Annotated in this window: 1 protein-coding gene; it reads left to right on the top strand. The window is 70.7% G+C overall.

From position 1 onward, the window contains the following. Positions 1-219: 219 nt before the first annotated feature. Positions 220-834: a DUF4126 domain-containing protein gene (locus GUY60_RS37970; RefSeq protein WP_161706040.1), complete on the top strand. Its 615-nt coding sequence runs from the start codon at positions 220-222 to the stop codon at positions 832-834. Positions 835-853 lie beyond the last annotated feature (19 nt).

The raw sequence follows: 853 nt of genomic DNA, 5'->3' as shown, positions 1-853 counted from the left end.
CCCCCGTGCCGTCCCCCGTGTGCGTCAGGGGTGCCGCGCCGTTCCGCCGCCCCGTGTCGTCGGTGCCGGCGCCGCGCCCCTTCCGTGTGCCCCACTCTTCCGTCTGCGCAGGTCGGAGCCCATCCGCGCAACTACTCATCTAGCTCACTGAGTACGGATACTCAGGACTGCGTGCTCGTCCCCAGGACGGAGCATGACCCACTGGCTACGATCGCGTCCGTGTCCGTACTCCCCCTCGTCTTCACCAGCGGCTGGGCCAGCGGCATCAACGCGTACGCGGTGGTGCTGCTCCTCGGCATCTTCGGCGCGACCGGCCTGAGCGACGAAGTGCCCGAGTCCCTGCAGCGCACCGATGTCCTGTGCGTGGCCGCGGTGCTCTTTCTGTGTGAGGCGGTGGCCGACAAGATCCCGTACGTGGACTCGGTCTGGGACACCGTGCACACCGTGATCCGGCCCATCTCGGGCGCCGTGGTCGGGGCGCTGCTCGCCGGGCAGAGCGGCTCGCTCAGCGATCTGGCGGCGGGGGCGGTGGGCGGTTCGACGGCGCTCGCCAGCCACGCGGTCAAGGCCGGGACGCGGATGGCGATCAACACGTCGCCGGAGCCCATGAGCAACTTCGTGGTCAGCCTCGCCGAGGACCTCGGCGTCGCCGGCCTCCTGTCGTTCGCGATGTTCTACCCGGAGGCCGCCGCGATCATCGCGGGCGTACTGCTGCTGACCGGTCTGGTGGTGCTTCTCTTCATCGCCCAGCGGATCCGCCGCTTCCGGCGCCGCAGGGCCCAACGGCGCGAGGAGAAACGGCTCGCCGTACAGATCGGCGGACCACCCGGCTGAGCCCTCCCCCGGTCCCCCG

It is taken from the genome of Streptomyces boluensis (assembly GCF_009908195.1).
GTDB classification, from domain to species: domain Bacteria; phylum Actinomycetota; class Actinomycetes; order Streptomycetales; family Streptomycetaceae; genus Streptomyces; species Streptomyces boluensis.
Note: the sequence above shows the minus strand (reverse complement) of the source record. Positions and strands in the feature narration are given on the sequence as shown.